Source organism: Bartonella sp. PS7NMGDW (assembly GCF_042193585.1).
GTDB lineage: Bacteria > Pseudomonadota > Alphaproteobacteria > Rhizobiales > Rhizobiaceae > Bartonella > Bartonella grahamii.
This window is the reverse complement of the sequence record NZ_JBHILX010000002.1, coordinates 31,867-58,086: the sequence shown is the minus strand read 5'-3', so window position 1 is coordinate 58,086 and position 26,220 is coordinate 31,867. Positions and strand designations below refer to the sequence as shown.

The following is a 26,220-nucleotide window of genomic DNA, read 5'->3' as shown; positions in this document are numbered from 1 at the left end:
TCGTCTCATAGAAAAAACTTGATCAATATCCTAATGAAAGCTCCAATAAACCAAAATAAATCTGTTCAATAACGTTTTGCTGTTATCGTAATGAAATTGTAAAAATTAGTATTTTCTTTAAAATCACCAGCACTTTTCTATTAAAGGATACAACAATGAAAAATGGTGTTACAGCAACAGTTGAGGCTCTTTCTGCTCTGATTGCCTCAGGCAATCCTCTTTTTAAGAATGGCGTATTATGGACACCTCACTGCCCTATTCGTCCTGAAAAATCTGAAGGTGGCATTCCATTTCAACTCGAAACACCCTTTGAACCTGCAGGAGATCAACCTCAAGCAATTAAAACTCTGGTTGAGGGAATTCAAAAAGATGAACGTACACAAGTGCTTTTGGGTGTTACCGGCTCAGGAAAAACCTATACAATGGCCAAAATCATTGAAGAAACACAGCGTCCAGCTTTAATCTTAGCACCAAATAAAACTCTAGCAGCGCAGCTTTACGGAGAGTTTAAAAGTTTTTTTCCCCACAATGCCGTCGAATATTTTGTTTCCTATTATGACTATTATCAGCCAGAAGCCTACGTTGCACGCTCTGATACCTATATTGAAAAAGAATCCTCAATTAATGAACAAATCGACCGTATGCGCCATGCTGCAACACGTGCTGTCCTTGAACGTGATGACGTCATTATTGTCGCGTCTGTATCGTGTATTTACGGGATTGGTTCAGTAGAAACTTATACTGCTATGACCTTCAAAATAGAAAAAGGTGATAAACTCAATCAACGAAAACTCTTGGCTGATTTAGTCTCTCAACAGTATTATCGACAAGATATCAATTTCATTCGTGGTTCCTTTCGTGTTCGAGGGGATACAATCGAAATTTTCCCTGCCCACCTCGAAGATCGTGCTTGGCGTATTTCGCTCTTTGGCGATGAAGTGGAAACAATTACGGAATTTGATCCTCTAACGGGACAAAAAACAGGCGATCTTCAATCGATTAAAATTTATGCCAACTCACACTACGTAACACCACGCCCAACACTCAATCAAGCGATGAAATCGATCAAAATGGAACTCGCTCAACGCCTTGATGAATTGAACGCAGCTGGACGTCTTTTAGAAGCACAACGTTTAGAACAACGTACAATTTTTGATTTGGAAATGTTGGAAACCACCGGCTCATGCTCTGGAATCGAAAATTATTCACGCTATTTAACAGGACGAAAACCCGGAGAACCACCACCAACCTTGTTTGAATACATTCCAAACAATGCTCTTGTTTTTATCGATGAAAGTCACGTAACCATTCCCCAAATTGGAGGCATGTACCGAGGTGATTTTCGAAGAAAAGCAACCCTAGCAGAATATGGGTTTCGCCTACCTTCCTGTATGGACAATCGCCCTTTACGCTTTGAAGAATGGGATGCCATGCGCCCACAAACTATTGCCGTCTCTGCAACACCAGGACGCTGGGAAATAGAACAATCTCATGGCACTTTTGCAGAACAAATTATTCGTCCAACAGGGCTCATTGATCCGCCAACAGAGGTTCGTCCAGCCAGCAATCAAGTCGATGATGTTGTAAATGAAATTCGTAAAACAATTCAAAAAGGCTACCGTACATTGGTGACAGTTCTCACAAAGCGTATGGCCGAGGACTTAACTGAATATCTCCACGAACAAGATATTCGTGTACGCTATATGCATTCTGACATTGATACATTAGAACGCATTGAAATTCTACGCGATCTGCGGCTTGGCACCTTTGATGTCCTCATCGGTATCAACTTGCTCCGAGAAGGCTTAGATATTCCAGAATGTGGTTTTGTTGCCATTCTAGATGCTGATAAGGAGGGCTTTTTGCGCTCTGAAACTTCCCTCATACAAACAATCGGACGTGCTGCACGTAACGTAGATGGCCACGTTATCCTCTATGCAGATACAATCACAGGCTCCATAGAACGAGCCTTACAGGAGACACAAAGACGTCGACAAAAACAAATAGCCTATAATGAAGAACACCATATCACACCCAAAAGTATCAAAAAAAATATCGGAGATATTCTCAATTCAGGCTATGAAAACGACCATATTCGCACAATTACCCCTGATGTCATCGAGAAAAAAAATATGGTTGGCAACAATTTAGCATCTCATATTAAACACCTTGAAAAATTAATGCATGAAGCAGCTGCTGATCTCAACTTTGAAGAAGCAGCACGCCTTCGCGATGAAATCAAACAATTACAAAAGATAGAACTAGAAATCGCTGAGAACCCCTTAACTCATCATAGCGAACAATCTACCCTTGAGCCCGTATTACAACCAAGTCTTTTCTCCAAACCAGACCTTGCACACATGGGACCAACCATGGATACTGGTATTTTGGAAAATCGAAAAGGAAAATCTGGTAACCCCCCCCCTAATCAAGCAACAATAAAACGAAAAAAAACGCAACCAACAAAGGAGTAAGAAATTTCAAACCGCCTAAAATAATCTTCAGCTCTTCTAAAAAAACAACTAAAGCTCAAAAGCAAACAGCATTATCCGCAAAACAGACAACCTCAAACATCAAGGGAGCTCCAATTTATCTAAAACACCATGAGAGAGAACTTTTTACAAAAAATGCCTAAACTTTATTAACTTTTTAAGTAATTTTTCTTGTTAAACCGCGTTATAAAAAATTCTAAACTCTAAAAAAGCAGACAAATTTAAAGAGAATGTTTTATATATATCAAAAAATTACTTACAATATATTATCTTTATACAGTTATACTCTGATATCGAACTCAAATATTATTTAGACTCACAAGAGAATATTCAAATATTACACTGTACTATAACACAAATAAAGTAAAACAAGACTTTATCGTAGAACCATAAACTCATGATAAAAAATGATAACTTTTATTCATACTCCTATTATTCAATTTATATTGTATCAAGTGATGCAAAAAATATCCCTAAATAAAGAGTTTATATTCCATAGTAAAAAATCGGGTACTCTTACTACAAACTTATTAATTAACCTCAAGCATAGTACATTAATTGAAATCAAAATTCTGTCATTATTTTATTTTACTGTATCTGAGATGGGTTTAACTAAATGAATTTTCATTTGTTTTGCCACAATAAAGTCCAAAATTATTCAGGCTCTATTCAGTTTGAAACATGTAGGATGTGAAAAATACGAATTTACACAAGGAGCATCATTATGAAAAAGATGATCAGGTTAGCGGTATTATCAGCAATGTCAACTGCAACCGTTTTCATGCCGCTAAATACAACGCTTGCGGATATGGCATGGTATCAAATGAGTGAAATGAAGAGGGAGTCTGGTTTACCGTCTCGCAATTTTAGCTCCCATTCTTTTCATAGTAAACATCACTCTTTTGATGATCCCCACAAGCGTCATTATTTCAGCCAGACATGGAGAGAACAACAACATCATCATGTTGAAAGCAAAACATATCATTATGTCGAACGTAAAAAGACAAAACACAGTAATATTCAAGGAGATGCTTTAGCATTGGGCATTCTTGCTCTTGCAGCAGGTGCAGTTCTTAGTAAAGTTTTTAAAAAACCAGAACAGCCACAAATTGTCTATCAAGACGTACCACAAAATCAGGTGATTTATCAAGTGCAGCAAACGGTGGAATATGAGCCAGTACAACAATCATCAGAATCTGATTGGCTTCAATATTGCAAGAAAAAATACCGTTCCTTCAACCCTAAAACAGGTACTTTTCGAGGCCGTGATGGCTTAAATCATGTCTGCTATGCTCCAGTAAATTGAATTAACATTGAGAAAAGCCCGCTCTAAAGCGGGTTTTTGATGCCCTCCCCCTTAAATCTCTTGAAGAAAAGGATTATTTTTGGCGCTCATAGCCTATGCTACTTTTGGGACCATGCCCACAGATAAAACAAACATCATCGCCTAAGGGAAAAACTTTTTCTCGAAGGGATTGCATCAATTTTTCATGGAAGCAGAATGGGATGCCATGCGCCCCCACAAACTATTGCCGTCTCTGCAACACCAGGACGCTGAGAAATAGAACAATCTCATGGCACTTTTGCAGAACAAATTATTTGTCCAACAGGGCTCATTGATCCACCAACAGAGGTTCGTCCAGCCAGCAATCAAGTCGATGATGTTGTGAATGAAATTCGTAAAACAATTCAAAAAGGCTACAGCACATTGGTGACAGTTCTCACAAAGCGTATGGCCGATTAAGCAATTTTTCTTGTTAAACCGCGTTATAAAAAAATCCCTAAAAAAGTAAAAAACTTCTAAACTCTAAAAAAGCAGACAAATTTAAAGAAAATATCTTATATATATAAATTCCTAAAATATATTATATTTATACATTTATACTCTGATATCGAACTAAAATATTATTTATCCTCACAAGATAATATTAAAATAGGACGCTGTTCTATAATACAAATAAATTAAAATAAGACTTTATCATAGCACCATAAGCATATGATAAAAAATGATAACTTTTATTTATACACCTATTATTAAATTTATATTGTATCAAATGATACAAAAATTATCCCTAAATAAAGAGTTTATATTCCATAGTAAAAAATCGGGTGGGGTCAATAAAAACTTATTAATTAGCCTCAAGTAGAGTACATTAATTGAAATCAAAATTCTTTCATGATTTTATTTTACTGTACCTGCAATGGGTTTAACTAAATGAATTTTCTTTTGTTTTGTCACAATAAAGTCCAAAATTGTTCAGGCTCTATTCAGTTTGAAATGTGTAGGATGTGAAAAATACGAATTTACACAAGGAGCATCATTATGAAAAAGGTGATCAAGCTAGCGGTATTATCAGCAATGTCAACTGCAACCGTTTTCATGCCGCTAAATACAACGCTTGCGGATATGGCATGGGATGTTACTCACTCTATCACGAGAGAAATAGATGATATGATGAGGAAGATGCGTAAAGAAAGAGATGATGCGACAAGGGAAATGGATAAGGAAATTGATATGTGGCGTTCCAGTTTTTCTAGCTCCCGTTGTTCTGATAGCAAAAATGTCTGTCATTCTGATGATTTCCAAAAGTTTGTTGATGATTTCCGCAAGCGTTCTGAAGAAAACTCTAGAAGATTTGAAGCCAAACATAATAGGACAGAACAACAACATCATCATCATCATCATTATCATCATGTTGAAAACAAAACATATCATCACATTGAGCGCAAAAAGACAAAACACAGTAATATTCATATAGACAACTCAGGAGATGCTTTAGCAGTGGGTATTCTTGGTACAATTTTAAAAAAACCAGAACAGCCACAAGTGGTTTATCAAATAGTACCAAAAAATCAGGTGATTTATCAAAAAGTTCCGCAAAATCAAAGAGTTTATCAAGTGCAGCAAACGGTGGAATATGAGCCACTCCAGAAATCATTAGAATCTGATTGGCTTAACTATTGCAAGAAAAAATACCGTTCCTTCAACCCTAAAACAGGGACTTTTCGAGACCGTAATGGTTTGGAACACATTTGTTATGCCCCAATAAATTAACTTCTGTTCTACTAAAAAAGTCTTAAATGGCACAAAAAAACGCTTCAAAGCGTTTTTTTGTTTGCTCATATATTAAAATCTTGAAGAAAAGGATTATTTTGGCGCTCATAGCCTATGCTACTTTTAGGACCATGCCCACAGATAAAACAAACATCATCGCCTAAGGGTAAAACTTTTTCTCGAAGAGAGTGCATCAATTTTTCATGAGAACAGAAGGGGAAATCAGTGCGTCCAATAGAACCACGAAAGAGCACATCACCCAAGAGAGCTAAGCGTTCTTTTTCATTGAAATAAATAACATGACCAGGAGAATGTCCTGGGGTGTGAAAAACCTTAAACACATGTCCAGCAAAATGAACGCACTCACCATCTTCTAACCATTGGTCAGGAATACAGATGCATGCATCAGTGATGCCGTAATTTTTTGCGCTTTCGCTCACGGCATCCATCACAGGCTTATCATCGCAATGTGAACCGATAATTTTTACATTAAGCGCCTCTTTCGCTTGCATTGCTGCTCCCACATGATCAAAATGACCATGTGTTATCCAAATAGCCTCAACGATAACGCCATTCTTTTCGATTACGTCTTGAATCCGCGGCCAATCACCACCGGGATCAACGAGAACCCCCATTTTACATTCACTATCAAAAAGCAAAGTGCAATTTTGTTGGAATGTCGTAACTGGAATAATATGTATATTAAGACTACCCATAATATCCTTTTCAAAAATAACTTTTTTAAATTTATAAATAAAACTTTCTCTCCTTTAAGGTAAAGGTGCTGCTCGACAGCTTTATACAACTTATGTAAACTTGCATTTTGTGTAAACTAAATTTTTATCAAGGTTTTTAAGAATGTCCGATCATGTTCAAGTTTTGTGTGATGACGCACCTCACCTTCTTGTGATTGATGACGACACTCGTATCCGCAATCTTTTATTTCAGTTTCTCATTAAAAATGGATTTCGTGTTTCAGTTTCAGCCAATGCTAATGAAGCAAGACGACTGTTGGCAAGTTTAGATTTTGATCTTCTTATTGTTGATGTCATGATGCCTGGTGAAAACGGTATTGATCTTACTCATTCACTCCGGCAAACAAAGGATGTTCCTATCTTCATGCTAACAGCTTTATCAGAAATAGACAATCGTATCCATGGCTTAGAAGCGGGTGCAGATGATTATCTTGCTAAGCCTTTTGACCCTCGTGAACTTCTTCTTCGTATCAATGCCATTTTACGGCGTGGTTTTCCCCCTCACCAACCCAAAATTGAGCAGATCGTTTTTGGACCTTATATATTTTCAATTTCACGGCGCGAACTCAAAAAAGGGGGAGAAATTATTAAATTAACAGATAAAGAACAAGAAATGATGGTCATTTTTGCCGAAAATGCAGGCAATACAATTCCGCGCCATAAATTCGCGACCGATGACAGCAATATAAGTGAACGTACCATTGATGTACAAATCAACCGCCTTCGTCGTAAAATCGAAAAAAACCCACCACTGCCTATATGGCTCCAAACCGTGCGAGGAATAGGGTATAAACTCTCTATTGAATAGGCACAAGAATGATCAAACCTTTAAGATTTTTTCTTCGATGGTTAACGAAAAAAATGCCTAAACGGCTTTATGCCCGCTCTTTGATCATTATTATCGCTCCTATGGTGCTTCTGCAAACAGTCATTGCTTACGTTTTTATGGAACGCCATTGGCAAATGGTAACCGAGCGTCTTTCAATAGCTGTCGTGCATGACATTTCAGCTATTATCGATATCATTGAAACATATCCGCAACAAGATAACTATGAAGATATCAAGCGTATTGCACAACAACGCATGGGATTAAATATTTCTATCCTGCCCCCTTCCCCTCTTCCCCCTCCAGGACCTAAACCATTTTTCGCAATTCTTGATTATTTTCTGAGTGAAGAAATCACCCGCCAAATTAACCGCTCCTTCTGGATTGATACAGTAGGCGATTCTAATCTTGTTGAAATCCGTATCCACCTTGGTCACAACATCTTACGCGTCTTTGCTCCACGCAGCCAAGCCTACGCTTCCAATACTGCTATTTTTTTAAGCTGGATGGTAGGAACAGCGCTTGTTTTATTGCTGATAGCAATTTACTTTTTGCGCAACCAAATCAAACCCATTCAACAATTGGCTGAAGCAGCAGAAAGCTTTGGACGCGGTCGTCCTTTACCAAAAGGATTTCAACCACAAGGAGCTGATGAAGTCCGTCGTGCTGGCATTGCTTTTTTACGTATGCGAGAACGTATTGAACGCCAAATCGAACAACGCACCATGATGCTCTCAGGAGTAAGTCATGATTTAAGAACCATTCTTACACGCTTTAAACTTCAGCTAGCATTAGTAAATACTGACTTTGATATTAAACCGCTTGAGCAAGATGTAAGTGACATGCAAAATATGTTAGAAGATTATCTTGCTTTTGCTCGTGGTGAAGGAAGTGAAAGTGTCAAGACTTTTGATTTAAATGCTCTTATGCAAAAATTCTCCGCCGATGCTCATCTTCACAAACGTCAATTTTCTTACACCATTGAAGGTCCTACAGAAATACAAGTACGTCCCCGTGCTTTCATACGCTTGGTCAGCAATCTTGTATCAAATGCATTTTGTTATGGCACAACCGTTACACTAACAGCTAACTCTCAACAAGAATCTTTTATATTAATAATCGATGATAATGGACCTGGAATTCATGAAAATATGCGCACAGAAGTTTTTAAGCCATTCTTTCGACTTGATAAAGCGCGAAATCAAGATGCAAGTGGAACAGGACTTGGTCTTTCTATTGCTCAAGACATAGCACGCAGCCATGGTGGCAATATACAATTAGATGAGAGCCCACTCGGAGGATTACGCGCTATTCTTGATATCCCCCTATGAGCAATATTTCAGCAAACCATCTGTAAAAATAACAGACTGTGTATTTTAGGCATTCCCTACAGTTTCAAACAAAGTGTACTGCAGTGCCTTGTAAGCACTTTCTCCCGACAAAGCAACCATCTGAAATGCAACATAATGGCTTTCACAGACTTTAAGTGCATGTATCAACAATGTTTCAACCTGTATATGAGATGGATGCATCCCACCAGCCAAAAGAAGACCTTGCCGATAAATAACTGAACTATTCCTTTGCCAGTAATCAAAATGTCCCAACAACAACTTTTCATTAATTGCTAGCAATAAGCGCTGTATTTCAGCTGTTCGAGCATTTTTAATAAAAAGATCAAACGAACAAGCCAAATGAAGTGCTTCATGCTCTTCCATCCATGAAAAAGCAAGACGATAATTTGCGCGCTTTCCTTCCACACAAACGCTAATTTCATCTTGCGCATCCCGCTCAAACGACCAATCATATTCACAGGCAATCTGTTCGATAAAGTCAACAGGGTGCTCTTTTCTCTCTGTGGCCCAAAATGCAAGCCTCATCACAATCCTCAATCATCTTAAAAACATTGTCAACAGAATATAAACCGCCTAAACTGTAACAATATTTTGCTACAATCAGAACCTTTACACCAAACAAATACACATAAAAACATCGACAGTACACAAACACCCAGAACACAATCGCGCTGTTTAGGGCAACCTGATAGTCATAAAACGAATCATCAAGTCTTTTCAGTGTATTGATACAATTTCATAGCGCCAGCCCCCCTGATTCAAAAAAATGTATTTCACCCCAAAAAAAAATCAAAAATAAATAAATGCTCCGCTCTAACAGACTCAAGATTAAGCATTTTTTAGTTTCACGCATCATATTGAAAAACTGGGGATATTTTTTGAAGATTCTTTTTTTAAGAACCTATTGTACTTTTTTGTGTCTGCGTTCTTTTTCAATCATCTTTTTCTAAATCATCAAGGCGCCTTTTCAAATCAGCATTATCAGCATGGATTTTCAGCACCATCTCCTTAAAAGTCTCAAACTCTTCGCGAGAAACAAGATCAAGTTTGTTTGCTATCTTTTCAGCCTGCACACGAAAAGCTGTTCCAGCTTCACGTCGTATACCTTGCGCAACGTCAGCAGCATCTGTTGCTAATTTTGCTAATTCATCAAGAATACGATTTGATCCATTACGCATAACATTTTTCCTTAAATTTTAATTATTGACGCACGCATTATAGCGTATTCTCATAACATTTAGATACTGTAATTTGTTCCTTTTACCCTATATTTTATATACTGTGCCGATTTTTCATGACTATTTTGTTTAAGATTTTTTAATATTCCTTTTATCACCATATTTTTTTTACCGCGATAAACCAGTGGAAATCTATCCCCCTTTCTGACTAGCCTCCCTACTGACTTGACCATTGCGCATTCATCTGTCATTTCTGACCATCAGAGTCACTTCATATTCATCTCGTATAATGTAAGATGCTTAATTCATGAACAATCTTTCTTGTCCAGCCATTGCTTTTCCGTCTTTTCTTGATCCTGTCATTATCCAGCTAGGTCCCATAGCACTTCATTGGTATGGACTTGGTTACGTGGTGGGGATTCTTTTTGCTTGGTGGTATGCGCAAAAATTATTAAAAAAAACATCTCTATGGTATAGAGACCACCCTCCTATGGATAAAGAAAAGATCGGAGATTTTGTTGTCTGGTCTGCCATAAGTGTTGTTGTCGGAGGGCGTTTAGGACAAGTTCTTGTATGGGATCCCATTTACTATTTTAACCATCCAAGTGCTATCATTGCCGTATGGGATGGGGGAATGTCCTTTCATGGCGGACTTATTGGTATTATCATTGCTATGGTCTGGTTTGCCCGCAAAAATCATATTAACATACGAGCCATGTTTGATATCATTGCTGCAGGTGCTCCTATTGGTATCGGCATTGTACGAATTTGCAACTTCATTAACCAAGAGTTATGGGGCAATATTACTACACGTCCTTGGGCTGTTTGTTTTCCTCTCGATCCTCACTATCTACCGCGCCATCCAAGCCAACTTTACGAAGCTTTCATGGAAGGATTTCTTCTCTTCATCATCTTATGCCTTATCATTTTTGCCTTCAAGGCATTAAAGCGCCCTGGAGCTGTTGCAGGAACATTTATTATAGGCTACGCAGTAGCACGCAGCATTTCTGAAGTTTACCGTGCGCCTCAAGAAGATCCAGAATGGTTTTCGACTCTTTTCCATTCTACTGGTTTTACCTATGGCATGGCTTTATCTCTTCCCATGCTTCTTTTAGGGTTTTATCTTCTTCTCCACGCCTTTAAATATAAATCGACAGAAAATGACCAATCTAAAAGAAAAAATTAAAGAAATTATTGCCCTTAATGGACCAATCACTGTTAGCCAATATATGACGTTGGCACTTACCGATCCTCAATTTGGTTATTATCAAACACAAACACCTTTTGGACGTGCTGGTGATTTCATTACAGCACCCGAAATAAGCCAATTATTTGGAGAGATGATTGGGATTTGGACTCTCGCAAGCTGGAACGCTCATGGTTGTCCTCACCCTTTTATCCTCGCTGAAATAGGTCCAGGACGTGGAACTCTCATGGATGATGTTTTGCGTACCATTCAAAAATTATCTACGACAGCATTTAATGCAGCTGAGGTTTTTCTCCTTGAAATAAGTGAAAAACTCGCAAAAGAACAAAAAAAGCGCCTTTGCCCTTATCAAAAACAAATCCATAGCATTGAAAATTTTAATCAAATTCCTTCAAAACCTCTCTTCCTCATAGCTAATGAATTCTTCGATACACTCCCTATCAACCAATATATTAAAGTCAATGGAGAATGGAGAGAACGCTGCATCACAGTCAATCAAGATGGAGATTTCATCTTTATTGCTGCCCCACATAAACTTCCCTCTTCTTGTCTACAAACCTATTGTTCTAAAGGGCCTGACGGAACAATTTTTGAATATTCCCCCTTACGGCATCAATTCATGCAACAAATCAGCCACCATTTAGTACAAGTGACAGGTTCTGCTTTACTTATCGACTATGGTGCTGCTGATCTTGCATTTGGCGATACACTGCAAGCACTGTCAAAACATAGATTTCGTGATATTTTTGATGCCCCTGGTGAACATGATTTAACATCCCATGTTGATTTTTCTTTTTTAAAAAACACAGCCCTTGAACAAGGTTGTTTTGCTGAAATCTTCGAGCAAGGAGATTTTCTTTTAAAAATGGGGCTACTGGAGCGCGCAAAACAGCTTGGAGTTGGCAAAAGTGCTCCTTTGCAAGACAAAATCCGCCAGGACATCGAACGGCTTGCTGGTCAAGATCAAATGGGAAAATTATTTAAAGTTTTACATGTTTGTGATAAAAACATCTCCATACCTCCCCAATTTTGATGATCGGCGCTTTTGTCAATAAGCACATCAGTATCTGAAATATTCATTGACTAAAATAAACATCTCCACCCTCGCTTCCAATAATCTCCATAAGGAACTTTTATGAAATCTATCCCTCATCCCATTCTTGCAAAAAATCTTTCTACTTTACAAACCCATGGGATAGAACATGGTTTTTTTACTCGTCAAGGTGGTGTTTCAAAAAGCCTTTACCAAAGCCTTAATGTTGGCCAAAGCTCAAATGATCACCCTGAACATATTACACAAAACCGCACTTTGGTCGCTCATTATTTTGATGTTGAGGTACAAAATTTAGTCACTGTCAATCAAATACACTCTTGTGAAGTCGTTGTCGTTGATAAAGCTTTTATCGGCTCCCCTCCTAAAGCCGATGCTCTCGTTACCACCACACAAGAACTCGTAATCGGCATTCTTACAGCAGATTGCGGACCCATTCTGTTTGCTGATCCACAAGCAGGTGTCATCGCTGCAACTCATGCTGGCTGGCGCGGAAGCTTAAATGGAATTATCGAGAAAACAATTGCTGTTATGGAAAAACAAGGAGCCAAAAGACAATCAATAACAGCAGTCCTTGGACCTTGTATTGGTCCTTGCCACTATGAAGTAACAAGCGAATTTTACGACCAATTTATTGATTGCCACAGTAAATACCAAAAATATTTTATAAAAAAAGACAAAATAAATCACTTTTACTTTAATCTGTGGGCATTCATTATGCATCAACTCATAGAAGCAGGCGTTAATGCTTCTTGTGTAGAGCTTTGCACCTACAAAGATGAACAGCGTTTTTTCTCCTATCGCCGTGCAATACACCGTAGTGAACCTGATTACGGACGGCAAATTTCTACTATTATGCTAAAAAATAAAAGATGATCCCCTTTTATTTTTTAAAACAATACCAAAACTGCAAAACTAAACTTTTTACCCAAATGTAAAAATAAATCCTATTGTACTTTGCTTTGCTTTTTTTACAAAATCATTTACCAGCCCATAAAATATGATAGCATTTGCTCTGAATCATTTTCAATGTTTAGTTATAATGATTGAAAGCAAGATTATACTTCTTTGTTATTTACTCCCCTTCATTCATCTTAAATATGAAACATTCCCCATATTGAAAGCATTTTTTTATAAAGTAATAACCAAAAAGCTTAATCAATACGTATTTCTTTGTCGCATGGAGAAAAAACTTTGCTCTAAAAGCAACAAACTTTTGGAAAAAGAGAAAACATACCGCATAGCTCTTTAACAATAATCGATAAAATTGTAAGGCTTTTGTAATCGTTCTCTTGCAATTTAATAAAAAGAAATTAAAAACCGTGTCGCATTCCCACCATGATGATTTAGAGGTTCTACTATGAAACTTTTCTGCGGAAATTCTAATCCACGCCTAGCTGAAGATGTTGCAAATTATTTGAACATCCCCTTAGGAAAAGCCACCGTAAAACGTTTCGCTGATCAAGAGATTTTCGTAGAATTGCATGAAAATGTGCGTGGACAGGATGTGTTTGTTTTGCAATCTACATCCTATCCAGCCAATGATCACTTGATGGAATTACTCATCATGATTGATGCGCTTCGTCGTTCTTCGGCACGTCGCATCACAGCTGTTATCCCTTATTTTGGCTATGCACGCCAAGACCGTAAACCTGGTCCGCGTACTCCCATTTCCGCAAAACTTGTTGCCAACCTGATTACTGAAGCAGGAGCCCATCGTGTTTTAACATTAGACCTTCATGCAGGACAAATTCAAGGTTTTTTTGATATCCCTACGGATAATCTTTATGCTGTTCCCGTCATTTCTCGCGATGTCAAAGTGCATTATTCTCTTGAAAATGTTATTGTTGTTTCACCTGATGTGGGTGGTGTTGTACGCGCACGCTCGCTCGCCAAGCGTTTGAACAGCTTGCTTGCTATTGTAGATAAACGTCGTGAACGTCCCGGTGAATCAGAGGTTATGAATATCATTGGAGATGTATCGGGAAAAGATTGCCTTTTGCTTGATGATATTGTTGATTCAGGTGGAACTTTATGCAATGCAGCAAGTGCTCTGCTTAAACATGGTGCCAATAGTGTCACGGCTTATATCACGCACGGTGTTCTTTCTGGTAATGCAATCGAACGAATTACCAATTCAGAGATGAAAGAATTGGTTATTACAGATTCAATTATGCCAACACAAGCTATTGAGAACGCCCATAATATTCGTGTTTTGCCCATTGCCGACCTTATTGGGGAAGCAATAGCAAGGACAGCAGCAGAACAATCGGTTTCCAGCTTATTTGGTTAAAGTGGTTCCTTGGGGTCTCCGGGTGCTGTTTCAACACCAAGATCAGGAAATGCAACAATACGTTGACCACTAAAATGCGTGTGAATAACAATAAGTCCACGCTCTTCAAAGTAGGTTAAAAGTCGGCGTGCACGGCTTAAAGAATGAGTTCCATAAAGACGTGCTAAAAATGCATCCGATGGACATGGCTTTCCCCCTAATGCAGCCTGTGCTACATTCAAGAACACTCCTTGGACATCTTCTTCTAAACTTTCTGATATCTGCAAAATATGTTTCCAATGTTCACTGACAGCCGTTTGTTCATCAACAAAAGCCTGAGCAATAGCCAATTTACGCCGAAACTGTGAAAGATTAAAAGGAACCTTTGACATACCATGGATACGACAACGAACTGAAAAATCTTGATAAAGCACCGCTGTTGAACGATAAAAAGCCTCAGAATCTTCAAGAATTTCCCGAATAATATGTTCTGCTTGGCCGTCACGCTCAACATCAGAAAGTTCAGGAAATAAACTCGGGGTTTCTTCCAACAACTCTTGTTTTTTATGCACTACCTCCTCTAACATCTCGTGCATTGATTTTTCCCTCATCGGCTCTCGTATTTGTTTAAATGGCTTTAAAATTTCCTCTGGTGAAGCAGTAAAAACGAGCTCTTGCACATCATCCCGCTCTGTTGGAAGTGGCATTAATTTAGGGCTAGAAGAGCGTGCCAAAGTTTCAACAGAACCGATAATGATTGGTAAGGGACGTCGTGATAAAGCGGGACCTAAAGCTATAAAATTCCCCCGCTCAAGATCTCTAAACATTTCCGCTTGGCGGCGCTCCATTCCCAAAAGATCAGCAGCGCGCACCATATCAATATCTAAAAAAGTCCGCCCTATTAAAAAGTTTGAAGCTTCAGCAGCAACATTTTTGGCCAACTTAGCCAAACGTTGTGTCGCAATAACACCAGCAAGACCACGTTTACGCCCTCGACACATAAGATTGGTCATAGCACTAAGAGAAATCTTACGTGCTTCATCAGAAACTTCTCCTGCCGCAGTTGGAGCAAACAATTGTGCTTCATCGACAACGACAAGCATAGGATACCAATAATCACGTTCCACATCAAACAGTGCCCCAAGAAAAGCCCCTACAGCACGCATCTGTTGTTCAGTATCCAAACCTTCAAGATTAAATACCACTGAAACCCGATGTTGGCGAATGCGATGAGCAATACGAGTCAATTCTAATTCACTACGTTGAGCCTCTACAATAACATGACCGAATTTATCTGCCAAAGTTACAAAATCGCCTTCTGGATCAATTACACAATGCTGCACCCACTTAGCACTTTGCTCCAAAAGACGGCGTAAAAGATGTGATTTCCCTGAACCGGAATTACCTTGTACAAGAAGACGTGTCGCCAATAATTCTTCCAGATCAAGAAGTGCTGGCATCGATTTATGCAAAGCACGACTCTCTGACATCTCACCCAAGGCAATCTCAACCTTCATAACATCTCCAGTGTTTGATTTTGAACATATCAGTGCCAGCGCATATTGGTTGATTCTCCATCCACACCGTAATTTGTAACATTTCCTCCTTTTTAACGGTAGAAATCATCGATTTTTCCCACAACTCTTGCATCTATGAATAGTTTGAATTATAGAACAAGCTTCTGCGTAGACACCCTTGGAGGCAACGCAGAATGGAGCGATCGCTGTTGGTTAGCGCATATCTTCATATCCATGCAAAAACTATTATTGTTTTTGAAGGATCTCCAATCATGTAAAAAGGACTTAAATTATGAGCAAAAGCTACACTCTTAAGGCCGAAAAACGCGAGCGGGTTGGTAAGGGGTCCTCCCGTGAACTTCGCCGCAACGGTCTTATTCCTGCTGTCATTTATGGTGAAAAACAACCCCCTTTGGCAATAACAGTTCCCTATAAAGAAATTTTCTACAAAATTCATGCCGGTGGTTTTCGTACCACCATTGCAACGATTATTCTTGACAAGCAAAAAATTATGGTTTTGCCAAAAGATTATCAATTAGATCCCGTGCGTGACTTTCCCCTCCATGTAGATTTCTTACGCATTTCAGCAAAATCCGTTGTAGAAGTGAATATTCCTGTCCACTTCCTCAATGAAGATACAGCACCTGGACTTAAAAAGGGTGGTGTCCTCAATATTGTTCGGCACGAAATTGAATGTACTGCTCCAGCAAGTGCTATTCCTGAAGCTATTGAAATTGATCTCGCCAGCTACTCTATTGGTGATTCTATTCACATTTCAGCAGTGCAACTGCCAAAAGATGTGACTCCCATCATCCAAGATCGAGATTTTACCATTGCAACCATTTCAGCTCCTGCTGGCATGGATGTCAGTGATGAAACTTCTGAACAAGAAGACGATGAAGAAAACACGCAAACTTCATAAAACTCAAAAGGCGGGAATTTTTTCCGCCTTAATTTATGAGACATTATCTTACTCATACTTTGACTGAAGATGCACATGTGGCTTATTGCTGGTCTTGGCAATCCTGGTTTACAATATCAAAATAACCGCCATAATATCGGTTTTATGGCTGTTGATGCCATTTATCAGTCCTTCTCTTTTTCTCCATGGTCGAAGAAGTTTCAAGCAGAAATCTCCAATGGTTTCATAAATAATGAGAAAATTTTTCTTATAAAACCGCAAACTTTTATGAATCTTTCTGGTCAAGCTATCGGTGAAGCTTTGCGATTTTATAAATTAGATTTGAAGAATTTGATCATCATTTATGATGAGTTAGACCTGTCACCGGGAAAAGTTCGTATAAAAATTGGTGGAGGAAATAATGGGCATAATGGTATTAAGTCTATTGATGCCCATTGTGGTACTAACTATTGTCGTATACGCATAGGAATTGGTCATCCTGGAAAAAAAGAACTTGTTCATCAGCATGTTCTGGGAAATTTTACCAAATCTGATCAAGAATGGTTATCCCCTCTCTTAGAGGCAATTGCAAAAAATATCGCTCTCCTTATAAAAGATGATAAATCCCTCTTTATGAATGAAATTTCACAAACGATAAAAAACAATCAAAGCCATTGACTTGCGTATCACAGTCGCGTGAAGCATATGGATAAGAACTCTTGAAAAAAGAAAAAAATGCCTCTTATAAACTTTCTCAAAGGCAAAATCTGTTGGCAACGTGAGAAGCTAGAAAACAGAATAAGAATACAAGCTTATGTACACTTTTGAAAAAGAAAGGCTTATCTTCTCTTTTGAGAGAAAGAGAAGATTGAACAGCAAACCAAAAGATTCAAATGGCTCTCTCCAATCTTCTCCCCTAAATTAAAAAAATTCATTTGGCTGAATGGTCGACTGTAGCGGATCATAGCCATTTGATTGTTGACTATAAACTGTAGGAATACTCCTATTGTTTTGTAAGACCACAACACGCGAACCAACGGGAACACGATCATAAAGATCAATAATATCTTGATTAAGCAAACGAATACACCCACTTGAAATAGCACGCCCAATTGACCACGATTCGTGTGAGCCATGAATACGGAAAAGTGTATCTTTCCCATTTTTGAACAAATAAAGTGCCCGCGCACCTAATGGATTATCGGGTCCTGGTGGCATTCCTTTCCCAAGATGACCATAACGTTCTGGTTCTCGAGCCATCATAGCTGCAGTAGGAGCCCAATTTGGCCACCGACGCTTGCGCTGTACAACCCCTTCACCATCAAATGCTAAACCTTCCTTACCGACCCCAATCCCATAACGCAAAGCCTTTCCATTTTCACCAATAAGGTAAAGAAAACACTCTTGCGTATCGATAACCAATGTTCCAGGTGGATAAGATGTATAATAAATCACTTCTTGTCGCCAAAACTTTGGATCAATTGTCGCAAGATCAACAGCAGGTAACAAATAGGTCTCATTCGTTACAGGACCGTACAAAGCCTGTATTTCTGGTGGAATGTATCGAACTTGTTGAAAAGGAACCGATGACATATCTGACTGATGTGTAGCACATCCAGCTAAAGCCAAAAGTGCTGCAATTAAAAAGGCACAACGAGATAACACTCTTCTATTTTCTCCGATTAATTATTTATGCAGATTTGCATATCATGAAAAACTTAGCACATTATTAACATTAATTCGAAGTTTTCTTATCCTTGAGACTAAGGAGAGCATTAAGATAAGAAGAACTAAGGTAAAAAAGCAGATTATCTGTTACTTTAGACTTTTTTCTCACTTATCGCAACACAAAGACTATAACTCTTCTGAAAATATGCTATAAAAAAGAAGCTATCTTGACTATAAAATCAAAAGAAAAGAAAGACTCTCATGGGCTTTAAATGCGGTATTGTCGGATTACCTAATGTTGGGAAATCAACTCTTTTTAATGCATTAACAAAAACAGCCACTGCACAGGCTGCCAATTATCCTTTTTGTACCATTGAACCCAATACCGGTGAAGTTGCTGTTCCAGATTTACGAATGGAAAAAATTGCATCAATCGCTGGTTCAAAAGAAATAATTCCTACACGCATTAACTTCGTCGATATTGCGGGGCTTGTACGAGGAGCTTCAAAAGGCGAAGGTTTAGGAAACAAATTTTTAGCCAATATTCGCGAAGTCGATGCCATTGTCCACGTTTTACGATGTTTTCAAAATGAAGATATTACCCATGTAGAAGGGCGTATTGATCCTGTTTCTGATGCCACAACCGTTGAAACCGAACTCATGCTTGCCGATCTTGAGAGCCTTGAGCGAAGAATCGTACAAATCCGTAAACGTGCAACAGGAAAAGATAAAGAAGCTCTCACAATTTTACCCCTTATGGAAAAAGCATTAAACATACTGCAACAGGGAAACCCTGTCCGGTTATTACTCAAAGATATCTCTTCCGATGAACACCCCATTCTTAAGAGTTTGAATCTTTTAACCTCCAAGCCTGTACTTTATGTTTGTAACGTAAGCGAAAATGACGCCGCTCATGGAAATAGCTTTACCCAAACAGTTGAAAAAATGGCAACAGAGCAAAATGCGCAAAGCATTATCATTTCTGCTTCTATCGAAGCGGAAATCACACAACTGAGTGATGCTGAAGCATCAGAATATCTCAATGCTCTAGGACTCTTCGAACCAAGTTTAAATCGCCTTATTCGTGCTGGCTACTCTTTGCTTGATCTCATTACTTACTTCACCTGTGGGCCTAAGGAAACACGAGCATGGACAATTACGCGTGGTACAAAAGCTCCCCAAGCAGCTGGCGTTATTCACTCAGATTTTGAGCGCGGTTTCATTCGTGCCCAAACCATCAGTTACAATGACTATATTGCTCTGGGTGGAGAAAGTGGTGCAAAAGAAGCAGGAAAAGCCCGCGATGAAGGAAAAGAATACATTGTACAAGATGGCGATGTCATGTTATTTAAACATAATACTTAAATCTTCACTCTGTCTTAATAGTTTATCTTGAAAACTTTGTAATAGGTCCTTGGAATCTTGTAGCAAAAGCTGCCAAGAATTTTTTGAACAAAAAAATGTTGCTAGCATATTATTATGATAGCAACAGTTTTATCCATTAAAGAATGGACATATAAAATTAGCGCGCCCAACGCCCTTCGTATTTAAATGTTGGAGCGTCCTTTAAAGAATCCTTTGTCGCATTTGTAATGAGTTTCCATTTACCATAATCATTTGTCATCTGGATTGTTTCTGGAGAAACGACTACATAACTCTCGCCTATGCCAAGAAAACCACCAACAGCAACAACAAACCCTGCAATATTATTTTCACGCAAAATAATATCTTTTACTTCACCAATATTTTCATCTTCTATATTATAGACATTGGCGCCTATAAGGCTGGAAGCAACAAAATCCGTTGCTAAAGGTGTCACATAACGCACAGACTTATCTACCCCCACCTGTACAATACCCGTAGAAGAGATCATTTCAGGTTTTGAAGGCACTTCAAAAGACTGGGCGTAAGTACTAGAAACCATCAAAATTGACATAAGAGTAGTACATGCAATTTTTTTCATTTTAACATCTCCGTTTTTACTTTGCTTTTACTTTATAAAATCTCAATGCATCATAAACAGATTTGTTCCTTATGCTCTTTATACTCTATACTCTTTCAAGCCTTGTCGCTTTATCATTTTCTCTTTATTTCGTCTTTTGTTTCTTTCTCTAACTCTTCTTCTAAACCACACCAAATACGATTTTTTAAAATATAAACAAGCCCTGCAAAAATGATTAAAAATAAAATAACACGAAAACCGGTTTTTTTACGAATTTCCATATGAGGATCGGCAGCCCACATCAAAAAAGCAGAAACATCGCGCGCGTAATGTTCAATGATTTCTGGAGTTCCATCTTCATAAGCAACCATACCATCACTCAAAGGAGGAGCCATAGTTAAAGAATTCCCGCCAATAAAATAAGGATTATACCAATAACCATCCGCAACTTTTATCTCCTTCGGTGCCTTCTGATATCCTGTTAAAAGAGCTGTAATATAATCTGGACCAGCTGTATCATAATGAGTCAATGCATCAGTAATTAAAGCAGGAAAAGGCAAAGATACACTACGTGCACGTACCATCAATGACAAATCTGGAGGATAAGCACTATTCAAAATAAATCTTGCTTCTTCTTCATGCGCAAAGGGAGAAGGGAAATAATCCGTTGCAACCCCAGCACGTTTAAAAAATTTTCCTTCTCGATTAGGACCATCGCGCACTTCATATTGCCCCGCCAAAGCTTTAATCTGTTCTTGATCATACCCAAGAGCTTTTAAATTGCGAAAAGCCACATATTTTAGCCCATGGCAGCTGGAACAAACTTGTTTATAAACCTTTAACCCACGCCTCAATTGCGCCTTATCATAAAGCCCAAATGGACCTGAAAAACTCCATTCTTGTTTTTTAGGAATCCTTAAAGGAAAAGAAATAAATTCCTCCTCCTGATCAGAGGCATCTCTCGCTAAACTCTGAGCAGAAAAGCTCATAGCAACGATAACAATCAGTCCGACAAAAACATTTACCATAGTCTCTTTTTTTTCTGTTTTAAATCTTGCATAATTGAAGAAGGAAGAGAACAATTTTTTTCAAAGGCTGGCAAAGTAGGCAAAATAACCAAAAAGAATATAAAATAATAAACCGTAGCCAATTGCGTCCATAAAAGGATTTTGTCATTTATTTCTCTTGACCCCAACCAACCAAGGAAAACGACATCAATAACCAACGCCCAAAAGAAAATTTTATAAACAGGTCGATATCTTGCTGAACATATTTTAGAGCGGTCTAACCATGGCACAAAAATTAAAATGCAAATCGAACTGACGAATAAAACAAAGCCCACAAAAGTGGAAGGGAAAATACCAATATCAAAAGTTATAGCACGAAGTATCGCATAAAAAGGCAAAAAATACCATTCTGGAACCACACGAAGAGGTGCTTTTAAAGGATCTGCCACATTATAATTTTCAGCCTGCCCCATATAATCGGGCATATAAAACAAAAACCAGGCAAAGAAGATCAGAAAAACAGTAATAGCAAAAATATCTTTGATAAGCGCATAAGGTGAAAATGGAACCGTTTCCTTATCTGATTGTATAGCAAGACCCGTTGGATTGCCTTGCCCAACACAATGGATTGCCCAAATATGCAGCCCCACAAAAAGAAGCAAAACAAATGATAAAACATAATGGAAAACATAAAAACGATTCAACGTTGGTTGTCCTACGCCATAACCACCCAGAAGTGTCTCATGCAACCATGTCCCCACCAAAGGTATCGTTTTTAAAAGCCCTGCAATCACTGAAGCCGCTGAAATAGACATCATCCCCCAAACAAGCACATAACCAAAAAATGCTATTGCCATCATGATGATATAAATAAAAATACCTGTAACCCACACCATTTCTCGCATATTTTTATAAGAACCATAATAAAGTCCACGTGCCAAATGGATATAAACAGCAATAAAAAAAAACGAAGATCCTACAGAATGCCATGGACGAAAAAGCCAACCAAACTGCCCTTCACGCCGAAATCGTTCACTAGTTTCAAAAGCCAAATGAATATCTGGAACATAATGCATAGCCAAGACAATACCAGTCAAGAGCTGTGATAAAAGCATAATGGTCAAAATACCGCCAAATGTGTAAAAGTAATTAAGATTACGCGGAACAGGAAAAATTATAAATGTATTATAAAAAAAACGAGGAAGAGGAAAACGCTTATCAAACCAACGAGCAAGAGCATTTTTAGGACAATAAGGAGGAAAGCTTGTCATAACCTTATCCTATTTTGAGCAAAGTATCAGAAAGAAATTGGTAAGGTGGAATAGCCAAATTATAGTTAGCTGGACCTGACCGCACTCTTCCAGCAGTATCATAAACAGACCCATGACAAGGACACAACCATCCTCCAAATTTACCCGATTGCCCAAGTGTTACACAGCCTAGATGCGTACAAAGATTAATAACAATAAGCCAATTTTCACGTCCTTTACCTGCTGAACGCGCAAAATCTGTTGCTTCTTTTTCACCTTCAAGATTAGGATTTCGCGCTTGACGGTCTTTTAGAAGACTTAATTTAGTAGCGCGCGCATCAGCAATTTCTTTTGTCGTACGATTTCGAATAACAACAGGCTGTCCTCGCCACTTTACCGTCACCGACATCCCCTCTTCAATACCAGAAAGATCAACCTCAACAGAGGAAGATGCCAAAATAGCTTCATCTGGACGCAACTGACGGATAAAAGGCCACGCAACCGCTCCCATTCCAACTGCTCCTGCAACAGCTGTTACCAAAAACAGAAAATCCCGCCTCGTTTGCTCAACCATGGCCTTAACTTAAAGAGACTATTTGCTAAAACATTCTTCTACCATACCCTCTCCCATTGTACAATGCTTGATCACTGAGTTGCCTCAACCATAACAACATGCCTGTAAAAAACTTCTGCCATTTGTATGGTCTATACAAAAAACTGCTTTATAATGATAATTCATCGTTTTACAGAGTGAATGAAATACTGAAACACCGTAAACTTCTTTCATTTCAAACCTATTCATATTAATCAATCAAAATTACTCCCCCGCCTGTGAAAAATGGAGATAGCGTGTAAATAAACACTCCTAAAGAAAGAAACATAGTCTTGTTATGACCAGGTCTCAGTAAATAAGTTGAGCTTATCGATTATTTCTTTAACACATTTACAGCACCTCTCCCTCCCTCAATTCCAACTGGTTGAATGAGTATTTTTTCCGCTTCTGCTTTTGCATAAAAAGCATATTTTGTTGATTTTCATTAAAATGGATGATCTAACCTTATTAAATATCCCACTTTTCAACATAATGAGCCAATCCATTTCATGTATCGCTCAATATAAAGGAAGTCCCTAATAGGGAGATTCTCTCTTATCCCAAACAAACCTGTGTACATAACTTTTTCCCTGAAATTTAAAGTGAATAAAAATTAAACGTAAAAAAACATGTATTTCTCAAAGCATATTTTTCGAATAAATTGTGGCGCTTCTTTACAAAGTCGAAAGAAAAATCATATTACAGAGAACATGACACTTCATATAGCTCTTTTCCAACCTGATATCGCTGGTAATACTGGAACGATTTTACGTCTCAGCGCTTGTTTTGGTTTACATGTGCACATTATTGAACCCGCAGGCTTTAATCTGTCGGATCGTAATCTCAAACGCGCAGGATTGGATTATCTCGAATATGCTTCCTTAGAACGACACATCGATTGGCAACATTTTATAAGCTCCATGAAACACTTTAACCGCCGTCTGTTGCTTTTAAGTACAAAAGCAAAAACATGCTATACGCAGATATGCTATCAAAAAAATGATGTTTTACTTTTTGGTCGTGAAACAGCTGGGGTTCCCGATTATGTTCATGAAGCTGCCGATTACACATTGAAAATTCCCATGCAACCACAGGCACGCTCTCTAAATCTCGCCATGTGCGTAGCCATAACAACGGGAGAAGCATTACGACAAATTGGTTATCATGAAAGAAACTGTAATCTATAAAAACACAACAATTCCATTAAAATCTTTAGTAGAATATAATGAGTAATTAAAAGCGCATAAAGTTCAATAATACTTTTGGAATAACTTACAGAATGCCTATAAAAACCCATAAATTATCACGAAAACAATATACAACATATAAAGAACAGTTAGAGCGTATAACGCTTATCATTTTCCAACAATCAAGTGCTGATAAAATAAATATTTCTTAGTGCTCATCACATCCATTTCATATCACCACCTATGAATGATTAAATACTCCTCATAGTAAAAATCCATTGGACATCCCCCTCTTTATGCTCATACAAAGTGCAAACCGCTATCATTATTCTTTTTATCCGTTTTCACTTTCAAAATCCTTATCTTTGAAATGGTTCATACGAGACTTTTTTTCTCTCTGTAATCATTTTTCCTCACACGGATTTCCCCACTTGTAATGTGTAAGGCTATAATTTTGATTGATGTAATAAGAACAGGTTTGAAATAACCTTACAATATTCAGAGCTCTTGTTTCACATGACGAATAATGAATTATTATTATAAATCAATTTTTTCTAATAATACATGACGATCCATTAAAAATCCGCTTTCAACCCATATCATTTCTAACTCTTTAAGCTTTTTTCCTAAAAGCACACCTTTAGCAAAACCTTTCTTTATTAAATCGTTACCATTAATGGGAAAAGTTGGAATCTGCCATTTTTTGGCAAGTTGATGAAGCTTGACATAATCCTCTGCTTTTTGCAAAGCATCACTTTTTTCCAGATTATCGAGATGTGATGCAGCGACAGACAACGATAATTGATCTAAAACTGGCTGTCGTCCATGAAAATAAATCAGTTTTTGCACAAAATGATCAGAACTGTTTTGGTTTATTATTTCTAACTCTGCCCATTCTTTTAATCGCGTTCTTTCTTTATGGGAAAAATGCAAGCGCTGTGCCATTTCATGAAGACGTATGGGGTCAGGAGGAAGAAGGCTTTCTAGCCGTAACAATGGATCAACTTTCCAACCAAGAGCGTGTTCTGTCTTCACCAATGCGTGAATTGCATCAATACCCCATCGTTCTGTTTCAGGAAAAATGAGTGCCAAAATTCTGCTTTGTCGCATCCATAACAGAGCACGCGTTGGATCAAACGCCGTAAGAAGCTTTTTCATTTCTGCCCAAATACGTTCAGAAGAAAGTTTTTTTAAACCGTCTTTTAAACGAACACATGCCTTCAATCCTTGTACATCAGGTCGCCCTGCTCCATACCATGCAAAAAAGCGAAAAAAACGTAAAATACGCAAATAATCTTCGCAAATACGATCTTCTGCAATCCCAATAAAACGAACTGTTCGGCTAGCAATATCACTCAAACCTCCCACATCATCATAAAGATTGCCAGCAGCATCACAATAAAGCGCATTTATCGTAAAATCCCGCCGTTCAGCATCTTTTTTCCAATCACGACCAAATGCCACTTTTGCATGACGACCATCTGTTTCAATATCGCAGCGAAGCGTTGTAACCTCATAGGAACATGAATGAGCAACTACTGTTATTGTACCAAAAGTAATCCCTGTAGGAATAGCTTTAAATCCTGCTTCTTCTACACGTGCAATAACCTGTTGCGGCAAACAGGTTGTTGCAATATCAATATCACTAATAGGCTGCCCTAGCAGTTGATTGCGCACTGCTCCCCCTACAATACGCGCCTCTTCTCCCTCCAAAGACAAAACACGAAGAAGTGTTTGGATATCCCTTTGTTGTAACCACGCAACCTGTTTGAAGTCCTGTCTTATGTTCACCCTTTAACCTTTCAAAAAAGTTGTCTTCATTGCTTTAAAGAACTCTCTTCATACAACAAAATTTTTAAGACATCCCTTATAAAACACGTCTATTCCTTCCAAAAAACTTTTCTCTTCTTGTATACGAATATGAAAAAATGGCATATGATACTTCATTTCTTCTCATTTTCTGTTACA

The 26,220-nt window shown here is 38.2% G+C and carries 23 protein-coding genes and 2 pseudogenes; 14 read left to right on the top strand and 11 right to left on the bottom strand.

The genetic code is table 11. The annotated features are described in order from the left end of the window. Positions 1 to 155 precede the first annotated feature (155 nt). Together uvrB and ACFIKJ_RS01475 are read left to right on the top strand one after the other, a co-directional pair. On the top strand, positions 156 to 2,474 hold the full coding sequence (gene uvrB, locus ACFIKJ_RS01480) for an excinuclease ABC subunit UvrB (RefSeq protein ID WP_375670174.1): 2,319 nt from the start codon (positions 156 to 158) through the stop codon (positions 2,472 to 2,474). Between the two features lie 742 nt (positions 2,475 to 3,216). After that, the gene (locus ACFIKJ_RS01475; protein WP_375625802.1) at positions 3,217 to 3,798 is read left to right on the top strand and encodes a BA14K family protein; all 582 of its coding nucleotides are present in this window, start codon (positions 3,217 to 3,219) and stop codon (positions 3,796 to 3,798) included. A gap of 51 nt (positions 3,799 to 3,849) precedes the next feature. Here ACFIKJ_RS01475 and ACFIKJ_RS01470 read toward each other — a convergent pair. After that, a pseudogene (locus ACFIKJ_RS01470) lies at positions 3,850 to 4,003 on the bottom strand (MBL fold metallo-hydrolase); the annotation flags it as partial. Here ACFIKJ_RS01470 and ACFIKJ_RS01465 point away from each other — a divergent pair. Then, positions 3,992 to 4,233: pseudogene (locus ACFIKJ_RS01465) on the top strand (excinuclease ABC subunit UvrB); the annotation flags it as partial. The pseudogenes ACFIKJ_RS01470 and ACFIKJ_RS01465 overlap by 12 nt on opposite strands. Before the next feature lie 582 nt (positions 4,234 to 4,815). Further along, positions 4,816 to 5,547, top strand: coding sequence for a BA14K family protein (locus ACFIKJ_RS01460; protein WP_375670173.1), 732 nt, complete (start codon positions 4,816 to 4,818; stop codon positions 5,545 to 5,547). Between the two features lie 65 nt (positions 5,548 to 5,612). Here ACFIKJ_RS01460 and ACFIKJ_RS01455 read toward each other — a convergent pair whose 3' ends face one another. Further along, positions 5,613 to 6,263, bottom strand: coding sequence for an MBL fold metallo-hydrolase (locus tag ACFIKJ_RS01455; protein WP_375670172.1), 651 nt, complete (start codon positions 6,261 to 6,263; stop codon positions 5,613 to 5,615). A gap of 142 nt (positions 6,264 to 6,405) precedes the next feature. Between ACFIKJ_RS01455 and ACFIKJ_RS01450 the strand changes: the two genes are divergently transcribed. Both ACFIKJ_RS01450 and ACFIKJ_RS01445 read left to right on the top strand, forming a co-directional pair. Then, the gene (locus tag ACFIKJ_RS01450) at positions 6,406 to 7,110 is read left to right on the top strand and encodes a response regulator (protein ID WP_375625796.1); all 705 of its coding nucleotides are present in this window, start codon (positions 6,406 to 6,408) and stop codon (positions 7,108 to 7,110) included. Positions 7,111 to 7,118: 8 nt separating this feature from the next. Then, positions 7,119 to 8,459, top strand: a complete 1,341-nt coding sequence (locus ACFIKJ_RS01445) for an ATP-binding protein (RefSeq protein ID WP_375625794.1) — start codon at positions 7,119 to 7,121, stop codon at positions 8,457 to 8,459. Between the two features lie 45 nt (positions 8,460 to 8,504). Here ACFIKJ_RS01445 and ACFIKJ_RS01440 read toward each other — a convergent pair whose 3' ends face one another. Beyond that, entirely contained in the window at positions 8,505 to 9,005 is a 501-nt protein-coding gene (locus ACFIKJ_RS01440) for a YbjN domain-containing protein (RefSeq protein WP_375653250.1), read from the bottom strand. Positions 9,006 to 9,412: 407 nt separating this feature from the next. Continuing rightward, the gene (locus ACFIKJ_RS01435) at positions 9,413 to 9,658 is read right to left on the bottom strand and encodes an accessory factor UbiK family protein (protein WP_273724124.1); all 246 of its coding nucleotides are present in this window, start codon (positions 9,656 to 9,658) and stop codon (positions 9,413 to 9,415) included. 307 nt (positions 9,659 to 9,965) lie between these two features. On the opposite strand from ACFIKJ_RS01435, the gene lgt reads away from it, so the two are divergent. The 4 genes from lgt (at position 9,966) to ACFIKJ_RS01415 (ending at position 14,209) form a co-directional block, all read left to right on the top strand. Continuing rightward, on the top strand, positions 9,966 to 10,844 hold the full coding sequence (gene lgt, locus ACFIKJ_RS01430; RefSeq protein ID WP_375625788.1) for a prolipoprotein diacylglyceryl transferase: 879 nt from the start codon (positions 9,966 to 9,968) through the stop codon (positions 10,842 to 10,844). Next, entirely contained in the window at positions 10,819 to 11,898 is a 1,080-nt protein-coding gene (locus tag ACFIKJ_RS01425) for a class I SAM-dependent methyltransferase (protein ID WP_375670171.1), read from the top strand. The genes lgt and ACFIKJ_RS01425 overlap by 26 nt, the downstream gene beginning before the upstream one ends. Positions 11,899 to 12,000: 102 nt before the next feature. Further along, a complete protein-coding gene (gene pgeF / locus ACFIKJ_RS01420; protein ID WP_375670170.1) occupies positions 12,001 to 12,792 on the top strand; it encodes a peptidoglycan editing factor PgeF in 792 nt (263 codons plus the stop codon). 484 nt (positions 12,793 to 13,276) lie between these two features. After that, positions 13,277 to 14,209: a ribose-phosphate pyrophosphokinase gene (locus ACFIKJ_RS01415; protein ID WP_375648326.1), complete on the top strand. Its 933-nt coding sequence runs from the start codon at positions 13,277 to 13,279 to the stop codon at positions 14,207 to 14,209. On the opposite strand, the gene ACFIKJ_RS01410 is transcribed toward ACFIKJ_RS01415, so the two are convergent. Further along, positions 14,206 to 15,705: a helicase HerA domain-containing protein gene (locus ACFIKJ_RS01410; RefSeq protein ID WP_375625076.1), complete on the bottom strand. Its 1,500-nt coding sequence runs from the start codon at positions 15,703 to 15,705 to the stop codon at positions 14,206 to 14,208. The genes ACFIKJ_RS01415 and ACFIKJ_RS01410 overlap by 4 nt on opposite strands. A gap of 292 nt (positions 15,706 to 15,997) precedes the next feature. Here ACFIKJ_RS01410 and ACFIKJ_RS01405 point away from each other — a divergent pair, with 292 nt between their 5' ends. Together ACFIKJ_RS01405 and pth are read left to right on the top strand one after the other, a co-directional pair. Further along, positions 15,998 to 16,627 carry a 50S ribosomal protein L25/general stress protein Ctc gene (locus ACFIKJ_RS01405; RefSeq protein WP_375653241.1) on the top strand — a complete coding sequence of 210 codons (630 nt, stop codon included), beginning with the start codon at positions 15,998 to 16,000 and terminating at the stop codon, positions 16,625 to 16,627. A 75-nt stretch (positions 16,628 to 16,702) separates the two neighbouring features. Further along, positions 16,703 to 17,284: an aminoacyl-tRNA hydrolase gene (gene pth / locus ACFIKJ_RS01400; RefSeq protein WP_375653239.1), complete on the top strand. Its 582-nt coding sequence runs from the start codon at positions 16,703 to 16,705 to the stop codon at positions 17,282 to 17,284. A gap of 243 nt (positions 17,285 to 17,527) precedes the next feature. Here pth and ACFIKJ_RS01395 read toward each other — a convergent pair whose 3' ends face one another. After that, positions 17,528 to 18,271, bottom strand: a complete 744-nt coding sequence (locus ACFIKJ_RS01395; RefSeq protein WP_375648323.1) for a L,D-transpeptidase — start codon at positions 18,269 to 18,271, stop codon at positions 17,528 to 17,530. A 264-nt stretch (positions 18,272 to 18,535) separates the two neighbouring features. Between ACFIKJ_RS01395 and ychF the strand changes: the two genes are divergently transcribed. Continuing rightward, on the top strand, positions 18,536 to 19,639 hold the full coding sequence (ychF, locus tag ACFIKJ_RS01390) for a redox-regulated ATPase YchF (RefSeq protein WP_375648322.1): 1,104 nt from the start codon (positions 18,536 to 18,538) through the stop codon (positions 19,637 to 19,639). A 157-nt stretch (positions 19,640 to 19,796) separates the two neighbouring features. Here ychF and ACFIKJ_RS01385 read toward each other — a convergent pair whose 3' ends face one another. From ACFIKJ_RS01385 to petA, 4 genes are all read right to left on the bottom strand, one after another. After that, positions 19,797 to 20,237, bottom strand: a complete 441-nt coding sequence (locus ACFIKJ_RS01385) for a PRC-barrel domain-containing protein (protein ID WP_375625080.1) — start codon at positions 20,235 to 20,237, stop codon at positions 19,797 to 19,799. Between the two features lie 113 nt (positions 20,238 to 20,350). Continuing rightward, positions 20,351 to 21,244: a cytochrome c1 gene (locus ACFIKJ_RS01380; RefSeq protein ID WP_375651566.1), complete on the bottom strand. Its 894-nt coding sequence runs from the start codon at positions 21,242 to 21,244 to the stop codon at positions 20,351 to 20,353. Then, positions 21,238 to 22,494 (bottom strand): cytochrome bc complex cytochrome b subunit, encoded by a 1,257-nt coding sequence (locus ACFIKJ_RS01375; protein ID WP_375625773.1) that lies wholly within the window; start codon positions 22,492 to 22,494, stop codon positions 21,238 to 21,240. Before ACFIKJ_RS01375 ends, ACFIKJ_RS01380 begins: the two co-directional genes overlap by 7 nt. A 4-nt stretch (positions 22,495 to 22,498) precedes the next feature. Continuing rightward, complete coding sequence (gene petA / locus ACFIKJ_RS01370) at positions 22,499 to 23,047, bottom strand: ubiquinol-cytochrome c reductase iron-sulfur subunit (RefSeq protein ID WP_375625083.1); 549 nt, start codon at positions 23,045 to 23,047, stop codon at positions 22,499 to 22,501. A 728-nt stretch (positions 23,048 to 23,775) separates the two neighbouring features. Between petA and ACFIKJ_RS01365 the strand changes: the two genes are divergently transcribed. Continuing rightward, on the top strand, positions 23,776 to 24,252 hold the full coding sequence (locus ACFIKJ_RS01365; protein ID WP_012754878.1) for a tRNA (cytidine(34)-2'-O)-methyltransferase: 477 nt from the start codon (positions 23,776 to 23,778) through the stop codon (positions 24,250 to 24,252). Between the two features lie 537 nt (positions 24,253 to 24,789). Here ACFIKJ_RS01365 and ACFIKJ_RS01360 read toward each other — a convergent pair. Further along, positions 24,790 to 26,043, bottom strand: coding sequence for a CCA tRNA nucleotidyltransferase (locus ACFIKJ_RS01360; RefSeq protein ID WP_375625770.1), 1,254 nt, complete (start codon positions 26,041 to 26,043; stop codon positions 24,790 to 24,792). Between the last annotated feature and the right edge of the window lie 177 nt (positions 26,044 to 26,220).